At 34.9% G+C, this 20575-nt stretch carries 18 protein-coding genes; 9 read left to right on the top strand and 9 right to left on the bottom strand.

The window, feature by feature from the left end; genetic code table 11:
- Positions 1 to 114: 114 nt before the first annotated feature.
- The 4 genes from BUC31_RS09830 to BUC31_RS09815 all read right to left on the bottom strand — a co-directional run bounded on the left by BUC31_RS09830 (position 115) and on the right by BUC31_RS09815 (position 6530).
- Positions 115 to 2889 carry a bifunctional aconitate hydratase 2/2-methylisocitrate dehydratase gene (locus tag BUC31_RS09830; protein ID WP_073243491.1) on the bottom strand — a complete coding sequence of 925 codons (2775 nt, stop codon included), beginning with the start codon at positions 2887 to 2889 and terminating at the stop codon, positions 115 to 117.
- A 369-nt stretch (positions 2890 to 3258) separates the two neighbouring features.
- Positions 3259 to 4212, bottom strand: a complete 954-nt coding sequence (locus BUC31_RS09825; protein ID WP_073243489.1) for an AAA family ATPase — start codon at positions 4210 to 4212, stop codon at positions 3259 to 3261.
- A 4-nt stretch (positions 4213 to 4216) separates the two neighbouring features.
- On the bottom strand, positions 4217 to 5680 hold the full coding sequence (locus BUC31_RS09820) for a peptidylprolyl isomerase (RefSeq protein ID WP_244534031.1): 1464 nt from the start codon (positions 5678 to 5680) through the stop codon (positions 4217 to 4219).
- Positions 5649 to 6530 carry a peptidylprolyl isomerase gene (locus BUC31_RS09815; protein WP_073243867.1) on the bottom strand — a complete coding sequence of 294 codons (882 nt, stop codon included), beginning with the start codon at positions 6528 to 6530 and terminating at the stop codon, positions 5649 to 5651. The genes BUC31_RS09820 and BUC31_RS09815 overlap by 32 nt, the downstream gene beginning before the upstream one ends.
- A gap of 226 nt (positions 6531 to 6756) precedes the next feature.
- On the opposite strand from BUC31_RS09815, the gene BUC31_RS09810 reads away from it, so the two are divergent.
- The 4 genes from BUC31_RS09810 (at position 6757) to BUC31_RS09795 (ending at position 10325) form a co-directional block, all read left to right on the top strand.
- Entirely contained in the window at positions 6757 to 6996 is a 240-nt protein-coding gene (locus BUC31_RS09810) for a hypothetical protein (RefSeq protein WP_073243487.1), read from the top strand.
- Between the two features lie 15 nt (positions 6997 to 7011).
- Complete coding sequence (locus tag BUC31_RS09805) at positions 7012 to 8139, top strand: serine hydrolase (protein WP_073243485.1); 1128 nt, start codon at positions 7012 to 7014, stop codon at positions 8137 to 8139.
- 22 nt (positions 8140 to 8161) lie between these two features.
- The gene (gene rluF, locus BUC31_RS09800; RefSeq protein WP_073243483.1) at positions 8162 to 8905 is read left to right on the top strand and encodes a 23S rRNA pseudouridine(2604) synthase RluF; all 744 of its coding nucleotides are present in this window, start codon (positions 8162 to 8164) and stop codon (positions 8903 to 8905) included.
- Between the two features lie 106 nt (positions 8906 to 9011).
- The gene (locus BUC31_RS09795) at positions 9012 to 10325 is read left to right on the top strand and encodes a carboxypeptidase-like regulatory domain-containing protein (protein WP_073243481.1); all 1314 of its coding nucleotides are present in this window, start codon (positions 9012 to 9014) and stop codon (positions 10323 to 10325) included.
- A gap of 98 nt (positions 10326 to 10423) precedes the next feature.
- Here the strand turns inward: BUC31_RS09795 and BUC31_RS09790 are convergent, their stop codons facing one another.
- Both BUC31_RS09790 and BUC31_RS09785 read right to left on the bottom strand, forming a co-directional pair.
- A complete protein-coding gene (locus BUC31_RS09790) occupies positions 10424 to 10936 on the bottom strand; it encodes a fasciclin domain-containing protein (protein WP_073243479.1) in 513 nt (170 codons plus the stop codon).
- A 282-nt stretch (positions 10937 to 11218) separates the two neighbouring features.
- Complete coding sequence (locus BUC31_RS09785) at positions 11219 to 13429, bottom strand: RecQ family ATP-dependent DNA helicase (RefSeq protein ID WP_244534030.1); 2211 nt, start codon at positions 13427 to 13429, stop codon at positions 11219 to 11221.
- A gap of 172 nt (positions 13430 to 13601) precedes the next feature.
- Here BUC31_RS09785 and BUC31_RS09780 point away from each other — a divergent pair, with 172 nt between their 5' ends.
- The 4 genes from BUC31_RS09780 to lptB are packed head-to-tail and all read left to right on the top strand — an operon-like array spanning position 13602 to position 16586.
- Positions 13602 to 14579, top strand: coding sequence for a KpsF/GutQ family sugar-phosphate isomerase (locus BUC31_RS09780; protein ID WP_073243477.1), 978 nt, complete (start codon positions 13602 to 13604; stop codon positions 14577 to 14579).
- Positions 14579 to 15460 (top strand): twin-arginine translocase subunit TatC, encoded by an 882-nt coding sequence (tatC, locus tag BUC31_RS09775; protein WP_073243475.1) that lies wholly within the window; start codon positions 14579 to 14581, stop codon positions 15458 to 15460. The genes BUC31_RS09780 and tatC overlap by 1 nt, the downstream gene beginning before the upstream one ends.
- Positions 15444 to 15794, top strand: coding sequence for a carboxymuconolactone decarboxylase family protein (locus BUC31_RS09770; RefSeq protein ID WP_073243473.1), 351 nt, complete (start codon positions 15444 to 15446; stop codon positions 15792 to 15794). The genes tatC and BUC31_RS09770 overlap by 17 nt, the downstream gene beginning before the upstream one ends.
- Positions 15795 to 15845: 51 nt before the next feature.
- Positions 15846 to 16586 (top strand): LPS export ABC transporter ATP-binding protein, encoded by a 741-nt coding sequence (gene lptB, locus BUC31_RS09765; protein WP_027064458.1) that lies wholly within the window; start codon positions 15846 to 15848, stop codon positions 16584 to 16586.
- A 12-nt stretch (positions 16587 to 16598) separates the two neighbouring features.
- Here lptB and BUC31_RS09760 read toward each other — a convergent pair whose 3' ends face one another.
- The 3 genes from BUC31_RS09760 to BUC31_RS09750 are packed head-to-tail and all read right to left on the bottom strand — an operon-like array spanning position 16599 to position 18722.
- On the bottom strand, positions 16599 to 16982 hold the full coding sequence (locus BUC31_RS09760) for a DUF4345 domain-containing protein (RefSeq protein WP_073243471.1): 384 nt from the start codon (positions 16980 to 16982) through the stop codon (positions 16599 to 16601).
- Positions 16963 to 18246 (bottom strand): MFS transporter, encoded by a 1284-nt coding sequence (locus tag BUC31_RS09755; RefSeq protein WP_073243469.1) that lies wholly within the window; start codon positions 18244 to 18246, stop codon positions 16963 to 16965. Before BUC31_RS09755 ends, BUC31_RS09760 begins: the two co-directional genes overlap by 20 nt.
- The gene (locus tag BUC31_RS09750; RefSeq protein WP_073243467.1) at positions 18243 to 18722 is read right to left on the bottom strand and encodes a GyrI-like domain-containing protein; all 480 of its coding nucleotides are present in this window, start codon (positions 18720 to 18722) and stop codon (positions 18243 to 18245) included. Before BUC31_RS09750 ends, BUC31_RS09755 begins: the two co-directional genes overlap by 4 nt.
- A 155-nt stretch (positions 18723 to 18877) precedes the next feature.
- On the opposite strand from BUC31_RS09750, the gene BUC31_RS09745 reads away from it, so the two are divergent.
- Positions 18878 to 20575 carry an alkaline phosphatase D family protein gene (locus tag BUC31_RS09745; protein ID WP_073243466.1) on the top strand — a complete coding sequence of 566 codons (1698 nt, stop codon included), beginning with the start codon at positions 18878 to 18880 and terminating at the stop codon, positions 20573 to 20575.

Here is a 20575-nt window from a genome sequence, read left to right as displayed (position 1 = left end):
TATTGGTTATTAAAATTACTGTACTATTAAACTCTAGTACTGATAAATGAATTGTAACAAAAAAATGCCTGAGTTTAACTCAGGCATTTTTAATATAAAATAATTATTTCTTGACTATCTAACCAATTGCTTGGTAGAAGGCTTAAACTTCGTTAATACAATACCATCAACAGCAGCTTCATATTCTGCCATAGTAGGTGTTCTACCTAAAATTGTAGATAAAACTACTACCGGAGTAGAAGATAATAAAGACTCTCCTTTTTTCTCACCAGAATCTTTTACAACTCTACCTTGAAACAAACGGGTAGATGTTGCCATTACCGTATCACCTGGTTCCGCTTTCTCTTGGTTACCCATACATAAGTTACAACCTGGGCGTTCTAGGTATAGCATATTTTCATATCCTGTACGTGCTACACCTTTTGGTGCATTATCATCAAATTCAAAACCTGAATATTTTACTAGAACATCCCAATCTCCTTCTGCTTTTAATTCATCAACAATATTATATGTTGGTGGTGCAACAACTAAAGGTGCTTTAAATTCCACTTTACCATATTGAGCCTCTACATTTTTCAACATTTGAGCTAATATTTTCATATCACCCTTATGAACCATACAAGAACCTACAAACCCTAAATCTACTTTTTTAGTACCGCCATAGTAAGATAATGGTCTAATGTTATCATGTGTATAACGTTTTGATACATCGTCATTATTTACATCTGGATCAGCAATCATTGGTTCAGCAATTTCATCTAAATCAATAACAACTTCTGCATGATACTTAGCATTAGCATCTGGTCTTAAAGAAGGTCTAATCCCTGTTTTAAGTTCTGTAATTCTAGTTTCAGCTTTATCAACCAAACCTTGAAGTACGCCCTTTGCATTATCCATTCCTTTCTCAATCATGATTTGGATACGCCCTTTAGCAATCTCTAAAGATTCAACTAAGGTATCATCCTCAGAAATACAAATAGATGCTTTAGCTTTCATCTCCGCCGTCCAATCAGTAAATGTAAAAGCTTCATCTGCAGTTAAAGTCCCGATATGAACTTCAATAACACGACCTTGGAATACGTTTTCGCCACCAAACTGCTTTAGCATTTGAGACTGCGTAGCGTGAACTACATCACGGAAATCCATATACGATTTCATTTGTCCTTTAAAGGTTACTTTAACCGACTCAGGAATTGGCATACTTGCCTCACCTGTAGCCAACGCCAAAGCTACTGTACCAGAATCTGCACCAAAAGCAACACCTTTAGACATACGTGTATGCGAATCTCCACCAATAATGATATCCCAATCACCAACGGTAATATCATTCAATACTTTATGAATAACATCTGTCATTGGAAAATATTTCCCTTTTGGATCACGACCGGTAATTAAACCAAAATCGTTCATAAAGCTCATTAATCTTGGAATGTTAGCCTTAGACTTATCATCCCAAACCGATGCCGTATGACAACCAGATTGGTACGCTCCATCAACAATTGGAGATATAACCGTTGCGGCCATCATCTCTAATTCCTGAGAAGTCATTAAACCTGTAGTATCTTGAGAACCTACAATATTTACTTCTGCACGTACATAAGAACCAGCGTGCAACGTTGCACCTGATGTTCCTACTGCATTTCTATTAAATATTTTTTCTACCGCTGTTAAACCTTGACCTTCAATAGTTATTTCTTTTGATGGTGCATATACAGGTACAACATCTACACCTAGTACTTTAGAAGCAAATGTTTGTAATTTTTTACCGAAAACAACGGCGTAAGACCCACCTGCTTTCATGAACTCCATCTTTTGCGGAGTAAATGCGGCAGAGACATCTTTCAATTCTACTTTACCGTGATAAAGTTTTTTCTCTTTAGTATTAATGGTTAGCACTGTACCTGTTGCTACAGAATACATCTGCTTTAAAATTGGTTCACCATCTGCATCAACAATAGTATTGCCTTCAGCATCTTTTTGCTTTACCCAGTTTTTAAGATCTAAGCCTATACCACCAGTTACACCAACAGTCGTCAAGAAAATTGGAGCAATACCATTAGTACCTGCAATAACCGGAGCAAAATTGATAAATGGTACATATTTGCTAAAAGGCACCCCTGTCCATAATGCTACGTTGTTTACACCAGACATTCTAGAAGAACCAACACCCATTGTTCCTTTTTCCGCAATAAGCATAACACGCTTATCTGGATGTTGCTTTTTTAAAGCCAATAATTCCTTTTGCATGTCTTTGTTATGCTCAAACATACATTGACCGTGCAACTCTCGATCTGATCTTGAGTGTGCATCACCCCCTGGAGATAATAAATCTGTTGAAATATCACCAACACCAGCTATATAGGTAACTACTTCTATTTCTTCTTCAATTTCAGGAAGCTTTGTAAAAAACTCTGCCTTGGCATAGCTTTCTATAATATCTTTCGCAATTGCACTACCATTTTTTAAAGCTTCTTCTAAACGAGAAGTATCTGCTTCATAAAGGAAAACCTGAGTTTTTAAGACCTCAGCTGCCTGTTTTGCCAATGCTTCATCAGACCCTAATGCGATATCTAACAATACCTTTATTGAAGGTCCACCCTTCATGTGAGATAATTGTTCAAGAGCAAAAGCAGGAGTAATCTCTTTTACTACTGATTCTCCAAGAACTATTTCTTTTAAAAATTTAGCTTTAACTCCGGCAGCACTAGTGGTACCAGGCAAAACGTTATAGATAAAAAAGTTAAGAGAATCTTCTCTATACTCATTATCCACATCTTTAATTTGCTCAATGATTTGGCTAAGTAATTCAGCACCATCAATTGGCTTTGGATGAAGACCTTGACTTTTACGCTCTTCAATCTCCTTAAGGTAATCTTTATAAATGCTCATTAAAAAGTAATTTGTTTGTTAATTTGGATGCAGACATGTAGCTAGATTTCTTATTTCTTTCTGAAGACTTGATGATGAAATGAGAATCATTGTAACCACAAATTAACAGATTGAATTGATTTTAAGAATATACTTTATTACATAAGAACAAGATATACTCTTCTAAACTTACCAATGTCAAATGTCATCTGTTAATTAATTTTAAGTTAACGCAATTTCGTAAAATTACGTAATATAGAACGCATTTAAAATTAAATAAGTATGATTAGGCGCTTTTTCTCAAATGATGTAAAAAGTTGATAGATATCAAACAATACTAATAATCATTTTGTTTAATTCTTCACAAAAATGCAGAAAGTCAGCTATTTATTAAAGTAGATTATTGATAATATCTTCTTCACTGATACCTTCAGCCTCCGCTTTGTAGTTTTTAATGATACGATGACGTAGTATACCTTTAACAACGGCATGCACATCTTCAATGTCTGGAGAGAACTTACCATGAATAGCGGCATTTGCCTTTGCCCCCAAAATAAGGTTCTGAGAAGCTCTTGGTCCTGCTCCCCAGTCTAAATACTGTTTTACGTAATCTGAAGCTGAGTCTAAGTTAGGTCTTGTACTATTTACCAATTTTACTGCGTACTCTACAACATTATCTGCAACTGGTATTCTACGTACCAAATCTTGTATAGCAATAATATCTTGAGAATTGAATAGCGGGTTAATCACTTGCTTTCTATCTGCAGTAGTATTTTTAACCACTTGAATTTCTTCGGCTATAGATGGGTATTTTAATTCTATGGCAAACATAAAACGGTCTAACTGAGCTTCAGGCAAAGGGTAGGTTCCCTCCTGCTCAATTGGGTTTTGCGTTGCCAATACAAAGTACGGCAAATCTAATTTATGCTGATGACCGGCAATGGTTACCGCGCGCTCTTGCATAGCTTCTAAAAGAGCTGCTTGCGTTTTTGGCGGAGTTCGATTGATTTCATCTGCCAAAACAATATTTGAAAATATCGGACCCTTTATGAACTTAAAGTTTCTATTCTGGTCTAATACTTCGCTACCAAGAATATCACTTGGCATTAAATCTGGTGTAAATTGTATTCTTTTAAAGTCAAGACCTATGGCTTGGGCAATGGTATTCACCATTAAAGTTTTTGCCAAGCCTGGCACGCCGATTAACAATGAGTGACCACCTGTGTAAATGGAAAGCAGTATCTGTTCAATAACCTCATCTTGACCTACAATGACCTTGGCTATTTCCTTTTTAAGCTCAGCATGTTTTACTACTAGGCGTTCTATTGCTGCAACGTCTGACATATATTTATTCTTTTACCCAGTTATTAGCGAACTCACAATCTTTGTTCTCATCGTTCACACTAATATAGGTATCTTCAATATGCTTATCCATCCATTTTTTAATGGCGTTGTATTTCTTTTCAGTAAGCGCTAATTCTTGAATTTTTGTATAATCTTTAGAGAAATCAGCAACATGCTCATCATACCTGTTGGTAATTTTCAAAATTTTATATTTTGGTGCACCACCTCTTGGATCTTCCTCTAGTACCGGATATGTAATTTCATTATCCTTCAAGTTCTGAACTTGGTTGTATAATGTAGGATCCATTTTAGTCAACTCAAACTTAGAATCAAAGTTTATTGGATTACGTAGCAATCCACCATCAAACTTCGTTTCTTTCTCATCAGAGAAATTTAAAGCAGCCTCTGCAAAAGTAAATTCTTCACTTATAATTTTCTTACGAATACTATCTAATTCCGCTTTTGCTTCATCCAATACATTTTGTGATATTTCTGGTATAATCAAAATGTGTCTTAAATCTAACTCCTGCCCTCTAATCTTTTCGATATAAATAATATGGTAACCAAAAGCACTTTCAAATGGCTCAGAAACTTCACCTTCTCTTAAACTAAAAGCAACATCTTTAAATTTCTTATCAAAACCGGTGTCTTTCGTAATACTATAAAAACCACCTTTTGACTTTGAACCAGGATCTTGAGAATATAAAATAGCTTTTACACTAAAGCTAGAGTCGTTATCATCAACATCTGCTTTAATCTGATTTAACTTATCTATTACCTTTTGCTTTTCTTCTTCAGATGGTTTTGGTTCTTTAGTAATTTGTGCAATTTCTAATTCAGCACCAAATACCGGGCGTTCATCTTCAGGAATCCTATTAAAGAACTGACGAACCTCTTCAGGTGTAATTTCAATCTCTTTAATAATATCTTGTTGCATACGCTCAGACAGCATACGTAGCTTATTAATCTTATAAAGTTCTTCTCTAAAACTAGTTTCGTCAGTTTTCTTATAGTACTTCAACACCTTGTCCATTGAACCAATTTGTTGTACTAAAGACTGTAATTGACGATCACCAGTAGCATTTACCTCATCATCTGAAACCAAGATACTATCTTGAACTGCTTGGTTAGCATACAAACGATCTTCCATCAATTTACCTAAAAGTCCGCAATGTGTAATATCTTCTGTAGATGCACCTTGACTTTTAAGGTCGATAAGTGTTTTTTCAATATCAGAATCTAAGATTACATAATCACCAACAACTGCGGCGATACCATCTAGTTTAATTCTTTTAAAATTAATTGATGAGTCTTTCTTCACTGGAGCTACTTCTGCTACATCTTCAATTGGTTCAGCTTCATTAGCCGAAACACTTGGTATAGAATCTTGCGCTGTTGCAATACCTGAGAACAGTAAAACTGCACCTATGTAAATACTATTTTTTGTTTTCGAAAACTTCAAATTCATTATCCTTGATTGCTTCATCTAGTAATTCAGTTTCTAATTTGCGTAGGTAGTCCATTTTTCTACGACTTAATAATACTTGTTCAATTGTAGGCTTAATAAAGGACAAAGGTGCTATGTCGTTAACATCTTTGGTTTCCTCTATTTTTCCCAAATATACCCCGATTGAATCCTCTAATTCAAAAAATTGTGAATTTTTTAAGTACTTATTGGCATTGTCTGCCGTTATCGGCGGTATTTCTTCGAATATTCTATTGTAACGCACCCATATTGAGTCATTAAAATTCAATTTAGTAAACTGAACACCAATAGAATCTAAATAACGAATGTCATCTTTTTTAAATCTTTTTAATCGCTTACCTACCTCATCTTGATCTAAAAAACCTTTTGGCAGAGCAACAAAACGTATTCTTGCAATTCTTTCTTTCAGTTTAAAATTCTCTTTAGCATTATCGTAGAACGTATTTAGTTGCTCGTCTGTAATAACAGAATCTGTTGCCTGCTCCACCAATGCCTCTTTATAAACTCTGGTATATAATTCTGTTCTGTAATCATCTACCAGCGCATTATATTCTGCTAATTTTTCTTCAGATAAGTTAATCTTGGCCTTGGATAACAACAATTGCTTAGAAGCCCAATTATTTATATAATTGATTGCAAAAGAAGCGCTATCCCCTTTTGTCATATTTTCAGTTAATAGCGGAGCCAAATCATCTTGATACAAAAAAGACTCTCCCACTCTAGCAATCACCTTTTTCTCTTCATCTTTCTTAAAAAGACCGTCGCATGAAACAATGACAATAGAAATGAGCCCTATCGTTACAATAGGATAAAATTTACGGATTAAAAACATTGATTTCTTAAAAAACATCGAGCAAAAATAGTAATAACCAAATCGTGTGCAAATGCTTAATGATTTACTTAACACGTTTTTAGGGATTACAAGATATAACAAATAGCTAATAATCAATTAAAAAATAGCGATTCGCAAAATGGCAATGTCACTCAAAACTGGTTATAAACTGCCATTTTTTAGGTAAATTTGCCTACTTACTTTTATAAACTAACACTACATATTCTTGAACCGACAGATAAAACTAATATGGGATTTTAGAGGTCCTGCGGCATTAAAAACGGCAGAACATCATGTTAAGCACCTAAATGAATTCATCGCTTCTGAGAAAACTTCTTTGAAGATTACAGGTTTCAAAGAACTAAATGATATGTATAGCATTGCATTTATGGTTGTAGAAGAAAAAGAGATGATTACGGTCAGAGATTTATTAAAACCTCACCGTGGCGAAGTCTACACCCCATAAAACCAACATAGTAACATGAAGCACTTTCTTCTTTTCATATGTTGTGTTCTTTTATTTTCTTGCACTCAAGAAAAGCAGAATTTAAATTTTCTTGAGGTTGTACTATCTTCTGATGACCCTAAAATAAAAAAGGTAATGGATAGCGTTGAAAACTATCAAGTTCAGATTAAATACACACAAATTGATAGAAGAAATGATAGCGTCATTTTTACAGACTATGATTTTCAGGTAAACGACAGCATGTATTTTTATCCTGCAAGCACGGTTAAATTCCCAGTTGCGGTATTAGCTTTAGAAAAGCTTAACCAAATAGACAGCTTAACTATAAACACCAAATATTACATAGAAGGTGACACTATTGAAAGTACGGTTGCCAAAGATGTATCTGAAATTTTTGCGGTAAGCGATAATTTAGCAAACAATAGATTAATAGAGTTCTTAGGATTTGAAGCCATCAACGAGAGTTTAAATAATAAAGGGATATCACCTGTTAGACTTAGCCATAGACTAGGGTATCATTCAGATGACTTAAGAACCAAGCCCCTAATTATTTATTTAAACGATTCTACTACGGGAATCACAAAGTCTTTACTGAACAAAACACCTAAGAAGCTAGAACTAAAAGGAATTGAAAAAGGAATAGGTTATTATGAAGATGAAGAGCTAATTGAAGACCCATTCGATTTTAGCCTAAAAAATTACTACCCTATTTCATCACAACACAAGCTATTAAAACGAGTACTATTTCCCAAGAATTTCGTTGAATCAGAACGTTTTGATATTAGTACCAAACAAAGAGCGCATTTATTAAAAGCGATGCATACAGTACCTCAAAAAGTCGGTTACGATGCAACAACTTATTACGATGCCTATTGTAAATTTTTCATGTATGGCGATACCAAGAAAGACATACCAGAGCATATTGAAATTTATAATAAAGTAGGATTTGCGTACGGTACGCTAACCGACTGCGCATATATAAAAGACACAGAAAAGAATATAGACTTTCTTTTAACTGCAACAATTTTGGTAAACAAAGATGGTATCTTTAATGACGACGCTTATGAGTATGACGAAATCGGAATTCCGTTTTTAGCGCAATTAGGACGAGAGATCTACCAACAAGAAGTGAATCGAAAATAACATTAGAAACAGCAAGCTGACTATGCAAGATAATGCCAATAAAACTAGAATAAACAAATACCTTAGCGAAGCTGGTTACTGCTCACGTAGGGCTGCAGACAAACTTATTGCCCAAGGCAGAGTAACTATTAATGGAGAAGTTCCAGAAATGGGCACTAAAATTTCAGCTGGCGATGTGGTTAAAGTAGATGGCGAATTAATCAAAGAACCAAAAGGAAAATCTACCTATTTAGCATTCAACAAACCTATAGGCATTGTTTGCACCACGGACACCGGTGTTGAAAAAGATAACATTATAGATTACATTAACTACCCAAAGCGTATTTTCCCTATTGGCAGATTAGACAAACCTAGTGAGGGACTCATATTTTTAACCGATGATGGTGATATTGTAAATAAAATTTTACGGGCCAGAAACAATCACGAGAAAGAATATTTGGTAACGGTAGACAAACCTATTACGATAGATTTTTTAAATAGAATGCGAAGAGGAATCCCCGTTCTAGATCAAGTAACCAGAGAATGTGAAGTTTTTGAAGTGAGTACTTATCAATTCAGAATCATTCTTACTCAAGGTCTCAACAGACAAATTCGTAGAATGTGCGAATATTTAGATTATAGAGTTAAGAAATTGAAACGTATTAGAATCATGAATGTGAAGTTAGATGTACCCGTTGGTAAATGGAGAGATTTAACAGAAGAAGAATTGAAAGAAATAAATAGATTGGTGAGTACGTCATCAAAAACATTTGATAGTAATAAATAATTACACAATCAGCACTTTTTTCCTTAATGATTACCTCAGTTAATTAAAGCATAAACAAGATGCTTAATCAACTAAAAATCACTACCTTAAAACAAAAAGCTACACCATGTCAAAAAAACATCACACCGTTATTAAGCATCATAGTTTTAAGTATCTACTGATTCTACTTCTATTTGCAGGATCAGGAGTCACTTCGATTTCAGCCCAAACAATCAATTACATCGAATATGCAGGAGAAGTGTTAGACGCTGATAGTAAGAAACCATTAATTTTCGCTACGCTTACCGTAGACAACACCAATGTAACCACCATCACCAACTCAGAAGGCCAATTTTCTTTGAAAGTCCCCAATGAGTATAAAGACAACAAACTAACAATTGCTTTTTTAGGATACAAAACAAAGCAAATTGCTATTGCCGAATTAGCGTTGAAGAAGAACAAAATCTTCATGAATGAATTTGTTATGGCATTATCAGAAGCTAGTATTGATGCCCCCAATGATGCAGAAGCACTGGTGAAAGAAACTTTGAACAAAAAAGGTGACAATTACCTTAATGAAAGTACTGTAATGACAGCATTTTACAGAGAAACCATTAAAAAAAGAAGAACAAATGTAAGCCTATCTGAGGCTGTAGTAAATATTTACAAAACTCCCTATTCTTCTAAAAAGACTGATGCTCTTGAACTTTACAAGGCAAGAAAAAGTACTGACTATACAAAATTAGATACTGTAGCATTAAAACTACAGGGTGGTCCGTTTAACACATTGTTCGTGGATATGGTGAAATACCCAAATTATATTTTCACTCCAGAGACATTAGCCTATTATGATTTCTCTTTTGACACTTCTACACGTGTAAATGACCAATTAATATATGTTATAGATTTTAAGCAAAAGCCTGAAATTATAGACCCTTTATATAACGGCAAGTTATACATCGATGCCGAAAACAAGATTTTGACCAGTGCTATTTACTCCCTTAACATTACAGATAAAAGATTGGCGTCTCAAATGTTTGTGAGAAGAAAGCCAAAGAATGCAGAAGTATGGCCAACAGAAGTATCTTATCGCGTAGATTATAGAGAAAAAGATGGCAAATGGTATTACGGGTATAGCAATGTATTATTAGAGTTCAAAATTAATTGGGATAAGCGTTTGTTCAACTCAGTATATAGCATGAACTGCGAAATGGCCATTACCGATTGGGAAAAGAATACTGACAATGCCTTCCCTAAATTTAAAGATAGAATGAAGTCTTCTATTATACTAAGTGACGAAGCTATCGGTTTTTCTGATCCAGATTTCTGGGGAGAATACAATATTATAGAACCAGAAAAATCTATAGAATCCGCCATCAAAAAAATACAAAGACAATTACGAAAAGATAAATCTATCAATGGCGGTACGGCTGCACGATAGAAAATTTTTAAAGTTTTAAGTAGTGTTTAGAAAAAATCCCTTTGCTATTCTATTTTTAGAATTACAAAGGGATTTTTATTACCAATAGCGTGTTCAATTTATTTTGGCATTACCACACCATCAATTGCATGAATAACTCCATTACTAGCAGCAACATCTGCCATTACAACAGTTGTCATGTTTCCTTTTTCGTCTTTCAACATTACTTTATCTCCACTTAATGATAAAACAATTGTACCACCTTGTACCGTTTTTACATCAAAAGAACCGTTGTTATTTGTAATTGCTTTAACAACATCTGCAGCCATATACTTACCCGCAACCACGTGGTAAGTTAAAATACTTGTCAAAGTATCTTTACTTTCAGGTTTTAATAATGTATCAACAGTACCAGCTGGCAATGCTTCAAAAGCACTATTTACCGGAGCAAAAACAGTAAACGGACCTTCACTACTTAAAGTCTCTACTAAATCGGCCGCCGTAACTGCAGTTACCAAAGTTGAAAAATTCTCGTTTCCCGCTGCCACTCCTACAATAGTTTCTGACTGCGCGTTAATGTTCGTTACAAATAATGCAATCGCACTTAATAATGTAATTTTTAAAATTTTCATAGTTCTTTTTTTTTTAGATTTCTGTAAAAGTATAACGGAACTTCAAGCAATAGTCTTAAATTTTGTTTAAAATTTTAACAAAAAGATTAAACAAAATATAATTGACTAAAAATCAAACATTTAACAAGTAAATTATTTTTGATATACCAATAAAATGACTGGATATCATAAAGTCTAGTAAACAAGAATACGCACTTCTGTTTACTAGACTCTTAAAAAGCAAAAATCCATTAATCTATTTATAATAGATTAATGGATTTAGAATCAAATTTCTTAAAAAGGTTAGTTCGCCACCTCACTAATGAATTTTAAACGGTACAGTCGTAATTCTTCTTCTTCATATTCACCATCAAATTCAGACATCGCCTCTTCTAAATCATCTGTATCAGATTCTAAAAAGTACTCATGAATTTCTTCTTGCTGATCTTCATCTAAGATATCATCAATCCAATAATTAAGATTCAACTTGGTACCACTGTATACTATCTGTTCCATCTCTTTTATCAAATCCGGAATTTCCAATCCTTTAGAGGAAGCAATATCAGACAGCGGTAATTTTCTATCTACATTTTGTATTACGTATAATTTCAAAGCAGAATTAGCACCTGTGCTTTTCACCACAAGATCATCTGGTCTAATAATTTCATTCTCCTCTACATAGGCATTAATAAAAGCTAGAAAAGGTTTACCGTATTTCTTTGCCTTACCCTCGCCTACACCATGAACATTTAATAATTCTTCATGCGAGATAGGGTATTTCAACGCCATATCATCTAAAGAAGGATCTTGAAATACTACAAACGGAGGTACACCTAATTTCTTAGCCTGCGCTTTTCTCAAATCTTTTAATTGCTTCAATAATTTCTCATCGGCAATACCACCAGATTTAGCAGCACCTACAATGGCATTATCATTTTCTGCATTATACACATGGTCTTTCGTCATCATAAAAGATGATGGTTTACTTAAAAACTCTTTACCATTATCAGTTACGTGTAATACGCCGTATTGTTCTATCTCTTTTCTAAGGAGTCCGGCAACCAAGGTTTGGCGAATCAACGCCATCCAATAGCTTTTATCTTTATCAGAACCAATGCCGAAAAATTCTTTTTCATTGGTTTTGTGAGAAGAAATAATTGCGTTCATTTTACCACGCAATGTATTTACAATCTCCTTAGATTTAAATTTCTCACTAGTACCCGTTACTACTTTAAGCAGTTTTTCAACATTATCTTTAGCTTCTTCTTTCTCTTTAGGGTTTCTGGTGTTGTCATCCATTTCGGCACCTTCGCCGTTAATGTCATCAAATTCCTCACCAAAATAATGAAGCATAAATTTACGTCTAGACATAGAAGTTTCTGCATATGCTACAACTTCTTGTAACAGTGCATTCCCAATTTCTTGTTCAGCGACCGGTTTACCCGACATAAATTTTTCTAGCTTCTCAATATCTTTATAAGAGTAATACGCCAAACAATGTCCTTCGCCACCATCACGACCGGCTCTACCAGTTTCTTGATAGTAACTCTCTATACTTTTTGGAATATCATGGTGAATTACAAAACGTACATCTGGCTTATCGATACCCATACCAAAGGCAATGGTCGCAACTACAACATCTACGTCTTCCATCAAGAACATATCTTGATATTTAGATCTTGTTTTCGCATCAAACCCTGCATGATATGGCACGGCACTTACACCGTTAACCTGTAAGACTTGTGCTAATTCCTCAACCTTTTTACGGCTAAGGCAATATATAATTCCTGATTTACCAGAATTTTGTTTTACAAAACGAATAATATCAGCTTCAATATTTTCTGTTTTGGTACGTACTTCATAAAATAGGTTTGGTCGGTTAAATGAAGCTTTAAATAACTTCGCCCCACCAATACCTAAATTCTTAATAATATCTTCCTGCACCTTTGGTGTCGCTGTAGCCGTAAGACCAATAATTGGAATATTATCTCCTAATCGTTCTACTATCGATTTAAGATTTCTGTATTCAGGTCTAAAATCATGACCCCATTCAGAAATACAATGCGCTTCATCTACCGCTACAAAAGATACGGTAACTGAACGCAAGAATTCCACATTCTCTTCTTTAGTCAGCGATTCTGGTGCTACGTATAACAATTTGGTAACACCATCTGTTATATCTTGTTTTACCTGTTTTATCTCTCCTTTATTCAATGAAGAGTTAAGTACATGTGCAATTCCTACTTCAGAAGATATACCACGTATGGCATCTACCTGGTTCTTCATTAAAGCAATCAATGGCGAAACTATAATTGCCGTACCCTCTTGCATAAGGGCCGGTAATTGATAGCACATAGATTTACCACCGCCTGTAGGCATAATAACAAATGTATTATTCTGCCGCAGAACATTCTTGATCACTTCCTCTTGAAGTCCTTTAAACTGAGAAAAACCAAAATATTTTTTTAATGAGGAATGTAAATCGATATTGTCAAATTCTTTACTGTCTGTCACATTTTACATTTAAGGGGACACTACTTACTTTTAAATTTATAAGTGAACAAAATTATAAAATACCAAGCTTGGCATTACTAAATTATTATGCGATAATCAGCATTTAAAATTAAGTTTGTTTAATTTTGTCATCTTAAAGATAATACATTCTTTTAGGAATACAATCCATAATTTGAATAATAGATTGATTGCAACGGACACCATTATTAGCTTAGCGAAAAAAACCATTGAAACTGAGCGTGATGCTATAGCACAACTTTCCTCTCTTTTAACTGATGATTTTGCTAGTATCGTAAACTGCATTATTGAAGCAAAAGGACGCGTTATCATTTCTGGTATTGGAAAGAGCGCTATCATTGCCACAAAAATTGTAGCTACTATGAATTCTACGGGTACTCCCGCAATATTTATGCATGCTGGCGACGCTATACATGGAGACCTAGGAACCGTACAAGATAATGATTTAGTAATCTGTATTTCTAACAGTGGTAATACACCCGAAATTAAAATGTTGGTTCCACTAATAAAAAGAGGTTCGAACAAGTTAATTGCCATGACCGGTAACACCGATTCTTTTTTGGCAAAACAAGCAGATTTTATTTTAAACACACATGTTGACAAAGAAGCTTGCCCTAATGGTTTAGCACCTACAACAAGTACAACGGCACAATTAGTAATGGGTGATGCCTTGGCTATTGTTCTTTTAGAAATCAAAGGTTTTAGTAGTTCAGATTTCGCAAAATACCACCCAGGTGGGTCTTTAGGCAAGAGATTATATTTAAGAGTTGCAGACTTAGTAAGTAAAAATCAAGTACCTCAAGTTCAAAAAGATGAAGAGGTAAAAAAGGTAATTGTAGAAATCTCTAAAAAAATGTTAGGGGTCACTGCTGTACTTGATGGCGAAAAAGTTGTTGGTATCGTAACCGATGGCGATATTAGACGCATGTTAAACAAGCATGATAATATTAAAGGCTTAACTGCTAAAGACATCATGACCACAAACCCTAAAACCATACCTGCAAACACTTTGGCTATTAAAGCTTTAGAGCACATGCAAAAAAAGGGAATATCACAATTGTTAGCCATGGATAAAGATTCGTATGTTGGTGTTATTCATTTACATAATTTAATAAACGAAGGTATTTTATAATGAGTTCCAAAACTACCACGCCACCAAACGAGATGTCATTTCTTGATCATCTAGAAGAATTAAGATGGCACTTAATCAGATCTGTACTAGCTGTTGTTATTATAGGAAGTGTTGCCTTTTTAATGAAAGGTTTCATTTTCGACACCATTATTTTCGGACCTAAGAATATGGATTTTCCAACGTATCGCTTTTTTTGTGATATAGCTACGTGGTTAAATAAAGTACAATCTTTTACAGTAATAGATTCCTCTTTCTGTGGTGATGAATTCCCGTTTTCTATACAGAGTCGTGAAATGGGCGGACAGTTTTCTGCTCACATCTGGACCTCTATATGGGCAGGTGTTATACTTGGGTTTCCTTATATTTTATATGAAATGTGGAAATTTATTAGTCCTGGTCTTCACGCAAACGAACGCAAAAATTCAAGAGGATTTATACTAATTGCCTCCATCTTATTTTTTATCGGTGTATTATTCGGTTACTATATCGTTGCGCCGCTTTCTATTAACTTCTTAGGATCTTACGTTGTAAGTGACTCCGTTTTAAACGAGTTCGATTTAGATTCTTATATAGGTACATTAAAAATATCTGTACTTGCTTGTGGTATTTTATTTGAACTACCGATTATCATTTTCTTTTTAACCAAAGTAGGTTTGGTTACGCCAGAGTTAATGAAAAAGTATCGAAAAATTGCTTTGGTAGTTGTCTTGATACTTTCTGCGGTAATTACACCACCAGACGTTACAAGTCAAATTATAGTTGCTATACCCGTAATATTTTTATACCAAATAAGTATATATATTTCTGGAATGGTATTGAGAAAAGAAAGAAAAAAAGCTGAAAAAGAAAAAAAGAAAAATAGAAATGTCAAACCAAATTGAAGAATTTAATGCCTACCGTTCTAAGATGAACGATAAGTTGTTGGCTGATAATAATAAAGTTGTAAAGCGCATATTTAATTTAGACACCAACGCTTTTGCTGCAGGTTCTTTAGACGTTAAAACTAAAGAGTTATTAGGTCTTGTAGCATCAACCGTACTTCGTTGTGACGATTGTGTAAAATATCATTTAGAAAGTTCTTATAACGAAGGAGTTTCTAAAGAAGAGATTATGGAAACGCTGAGTATTGCTACCCTTGTTGGCGGTACTATTGTTATACCACATTTACGAAGAGCTTACGAGTACTGGGAAGAATTAGAAAACCAACAAGGTTAAATAATCCCTAATTACTTTTCTAACAGACCAATAACCAATAGATTTGAAAACATGAAGTTACGTGCCGACAATATAATGAAGTCCTACAGAGGTCGTAGGGTGGTTAAAGGAATTTCTCTTGAGGTTAACCAAGGTGAAATCGTAGGATTATTAGGACCAAATGGTGCTGGTAAAACAACTTCTTTTTATATGATTGTTGGTCTAATAAAACCAAATGGTGGCAGCATCTATTTAGATGACATGGAGATTACAAAATTCCCCATGTATAAAAGAGCTCAGAATGGCATTGGGTATTTAGCACAAGAAGCTTCGGTCTTTAGAAAGCTAAGTATTGAAAAGAATATTTTAAGCGTACTTCAATTGACAAAATTGAGCAAGAAAGAGCAACACATGAAAATGGAGTCGCTTATTGAAGAGTTCGGCTTAGGTCATATTCGTAAAAGTCGTGGTGATTTATTATCTGGTGGTGAGCGAAGAAGAACTGAAATCGCTAGGGCTTTGGCTACCGATCCAAAATTTATTTTATTGGATGAGCCTTTTGCTGGTGTCGATCCCGTTGCCGTAGAGGACATACAGCGCATTGTAGCGCAGTTAAAAGATAAAAACATTGGCATACTTATTACCGACCACAACGTACAAGAAACACTTGCTATTACAGAGCGTTCTTACCTAATGTTTGAAGGTGGTATTTTAAAATCAGGTGAACCAGAAGAATTGGCTGCCGATGAAATGGTACGTAAAGTATATCTAGGTCAGAACTTTGAACTTCGTAAGAAAAAGTTAGATTTCTAAAAAGCACCACACCTACTCTATTTTCGTATACTTTTTAAGATTATATAATCCCCAGCCAAAGAACAATAGTTCTAAAAATAAGGCAGGAGTGAATAGTGGCGATATACCATCAAAAACTGTACTTACTATTCTACCAAATGAAATTCCGCCCATAAACAAAACATTACAGACTGTAGCTCCATACCAAAGTTTTGCTTTAAAAGAGCCTATTACCCAGAATAGACCTACACCCATATAAATACCCATTACTGCACGTAACATATTTTTTAGCTCTAAATCAACCACTTCAAAACCCAATAGTTGGGGCATAATGTACGTTGGGTAACCACCATAGACTATACCGGCGATGATAACTATAATTCCTGATAATAATAAGTTAAGGTTTTTTTGATTCATCATTGAATGGTTTGCCATAAAGTTGAAAATATCTAAATGCCGCTATTCCTCCTATAAAAGAAAATACCGCTAACATCCAGAAAACATGTTGATGCCCCGTTAAACCTGGTGATGCATCTAATAAATAACCCATTGCCGGACCAGCAAAAATATCGGGTGTATACCCTATCAATGAAATTAATCCTACCGCAGTACCAGTAAGCACCAAAGGAATTTTACCACTCTGCATTACCGCAAAATATAAAGAACGAATGGCATACACCCCTAGTGCCACTATCATGATAGAGAATAAGAACATGAAGTAAGAAACATCGGCAACCATGCCTGATGCAAATAGTAAAGAACCAATAAGCGCTACTACAAAACCTAATAATAAAAACAGACTTGGTCTAGAGCGGTCTGCTATCACTCCAATAAAAATACCTACTATAGGTCTTGCAAATAATAAAAAGGTACCTACTTCTGCAGATTCTACCTCATTGTACAACATAACATCTTGTGCATAAAGAGAAAAAATATCGGTAATTTTATAACCTACGTAAGCACAAAGAATTATAATCATTAAAAGTAAAACAGAAGGCAAACCTAGTACATCTTTAATTTGAGAAACGGTGATTCTTTCTACGACGATTTCGTTTTCAAGACTTGCCGGTAATCGCATAAAAAACCAGACCAGAACACCAACGATAGAAACTATAGCTGAAGAAGTTAAAATTACATACCGAAACGCAAACCTACTTTCTTGCAGCGTAGCTACTTCTAAATCTGCCGACATAAAATGAGAAAAGACAAGAACACCCAGAGTGCCAAAAAGAGCACCTACCAATCCCCTGCCGCCATCTAAAAAACCAAAAGCTTTACCTTGAGAACCACTACCGCCCCATACTCGTGTAGCTTTTATCATAGGTGACCAAAACAAGAAAATAGTTGTAAAACCCCAGAAGCCATATAAAATCTGCAAGGTTAAATAATCTGGGAATGTGGCAAAAACCAAACCGCCTAAAGCAGTCATCCAAAGAGCAATGGCTATTAATTTTCTGGGTTGAAATTTATCAGCTATAGGCCCGCCTAGTAAATACGAAACCAAGGCAACAAAGCCATACACAGAAAAGCATAGCCCAAGCGAAACATTATCAAGTTCAAATACTTTTAATACCGTAGGTCTAAAAACACGTTGTAAAACAAAGGGCAAAATAAAGACACTTTCCCCTGCTAAAATTAATAACAACAAATAATACCAAGGCGCTTTTTCGGGGTCTTTCATTTTGCTTTTATAGGAATCCAAACTTCTTCTTCTGAATCTGGATCGTTGTTTTTGTACTTGGCACCCAGCACTTCAAAATGTGGACGGTCATCTAAATTATACTTAGACTTAGGAATCCATTCCCCATAAATATATTGAAAAAATGCCTGCGCGTTTTGCGCGGTCCCTTTATAACTGAATACTGCATATAAGCCAGCCTCTAAAACAAGCCTATTCATTTCTTCAGGAACAGAATCAAAATTCACAACCTCAACACAAGCCCATTTTACAAACTTTTTAGCTGGAGAAAATACTTGAAAATAGTCTATAGGGTACTCTTGTAACGAGATAAAATCATTAGACGACCTATTTAAAACTTTCTTACTATGGGCTCTGAAATTCTTCCAAAGCTCAAAAGTTCTATTATCGACCAAACTCATTTCTTGAGAAAGCCCAATCAATTTTCGTTCTTTACTATTTACAATTCTAGCTTCCATCTACCCTAGTATAATAATCAAACATAACCAATTCATTTAAAATCTCGAAAAATAGCAGACTTGTAATCACCTATAGTTTCAATAACATAAACATAAAGTTCAACTAACGTTGATTCTTCAGAATTTAAACAATTTTGAGGAAACTAAATTACCAGATGAAAACGACGAAAAACACAAGAAGAAATTTTATTCAAAAAACTTTAATGGCTTCTGGAGGGTTAATTCTAGCTCCGAATTTTATTAGCTGTAGCGATGATGATGATTTACAAGTGGCCTATGATGAAGCTTTACTTACCGTACAAAATTTCAATTATGGCGTGGCCAGTTTTGACCCAAGTAGCTCTGGAGTTATTATATGGACTCGTTTTAATACCGTAAATGTTGAAATTATTTGGGAAGTTGCTACCGAGAGTAGTTTTAGCAGTATTCTACGCACTGGCAAAATAACAACTGAAGGTTCTAGGGACAACACCTTGTCAATTGAATTAACAGAGCTAGATGCAGACCAAAAACTATACTATAGATTTATTAGTACAACCGACAACTCAATTTCTGTTGTGGGAGAAACCATTACACTACCTACGGATGCTACACAGGCGAAATTAGCCGTATGTTCGTGTTCAAATTACCAAGCAGGTCTTTTTAATGTGTACGATGCCATGGCAAATTCAGATGCAGATATCATTGTACATTTAGGTGATTATTTCTACGAATATGGCGCTGGCGGATACGGATCTACAGCAGAGAACGCTTTCTTGAACCGTCTTCATGAACCTGCAGGAGAAATTATTTCTTTAGAAGATTATAGAACAAGATACAAGCAATATAGATCAGATGCTGCTTTACAATTAGCCCACCAAAAGAAACCGTTCATTTGTGTTTGGGACGATCATGAAATTGCCAATGACACTTATAAAGAAGGAGCAGAAAACCATGATGAAGCCACAGAAGGTAGTTTTGAAGTAAGAAAACAAAATGCTTTACAGGCATATAGCGAGTTTTTACCTTTCTCAAGAATATCAGCAGATGATAATAGCATTATTTATCGTTCAGTAAATATTGGGAACTTGGTTAACCTAATCTTAATGGACACCCGTTTAATTGGCAGAGACAAACAATTAAACATTACAGATTATGTAACCGCTACAGGTTTTGATACAGCAGCATTTCAAACAGCATTGACAGACCCTTCACGCTCTATTTTAGGAGTAACACAAAGAGATTGGGTACTATCTGAATTAAACAGTAGTGCGGCAAAATGGCAAGTATTAGGTCAACAGGTATTAATGGGTCAAATGTATATACCTATAGAATTATTGACCTCATTTGGCTTACCTGAATTCGGTACTATATTGACAGAGTTGGTGACTATAAAACTAAGATTGCTTAATAACGACCCAACACTGACCAACGAGGAAATAGCAAGGGTAACTACCGCTATACCCTACAATCTTGATGCTTGGGACGGATACCCAATAGACCGTGAAATTATTTATGCAGGATTAAACGGTAAAAAAATAGTCACTTTCGCAGGTGATACACATAATGCTTGGCAAAACACCTTAAAGGCACAAAACGGAACAGAAGTAGGTATTGAACTAGCCACATCTTCTATTAGTTCGCCAGGCTTTGAAACCTATCTTGGCGCTAACTCTTCGCCAGAATTAATTGCTGGTTTTCAAGAAGCGTTGATAGCTTTAATAGATGGATTAAATTATTTTGATGCCTCAAAAAGAGGATATATGATGACAACATTCACAACTAGTGATGTTACATCTGAATGGATATTCGTTGACACACTTTTATCGGAATCGTATACCACAGAAACAGGTTATACGCTTACATACTCTTAA

This window comes from Maribacter aquivivus, from assembly GCF_900142175.1.
Taxonomy (GTDB): Bacteria; Bacteroidota; Bacteroidia; order Flavobacteriales; family Flavobacteriaceae; genus Maribacter; species Maribacter aquivivus.
The sequence above is the reverse complement of the archived record's forward strand: the minus strand, read 5'-3'. Positions and strand labels throughout refer to the sequence as shown.